The 449-nt window shown below is 44.5% G+C and carries 1 protein-coding gene; it reads right to left on the bottom strand.

Translation table 11 applies throughout. The features are described from left to right. The coding region (locus CG11_RS30620) for a hypothetical protein (RefSeq protein WP_197043977.1) at nt 1-449 on the bottom strand (449 nt) is incomplete at both ends.

Below are 449 nucleotides of genomic sequence, written 5' to 3'. Positions count from 1 at the left end.
ACACCTCGATAGACAGGCATTTCTAAATAGTTGCTGCCATCTAAGGCTACACCAAGGTCGGTGATGGAACGAATATTCGTCTGGTTGTCGTTTGCTGAGGCTTTGGGATAAAAGATGTTTCGATCACCATCAGAAGTCCCATCGTGCAACCAAGAACGTTCTACCATTTTAGAAGTATAGTGTTGATCATCGTCCGCATCCAAGTGCATCCCTGTGATTTTTAGATAAACCCCTTCTTTTGCCAAGCCCGCAAGGATTGCTAAAGTGTCTTCTCCAAAGACGCCACCACTAACAACCAAACCTTCAACAGAATTTCCTTTACTGCCATCGAGCACTAAACTGGCATCGGTCACGCCAATTTTTACCACTCCTTTGGCTGCATAATCGTAGGTGCCATCTTCTTTTTTGCTGTCAGGAAGCAACAAACGGAATTCAAAATGGCCTTCTTG

The organism is Aureispira sp. CCB-QB1 (genome assembly GCF_000724545.1).
Lineage (GTDB): Bacteria > Bacteroidota > Bacteroidia > Chitinophagales > Saprospiraceae > Aureispira.
This window is presented reverse-complemented; position numbering and strand designations above follow the sequence as displayed.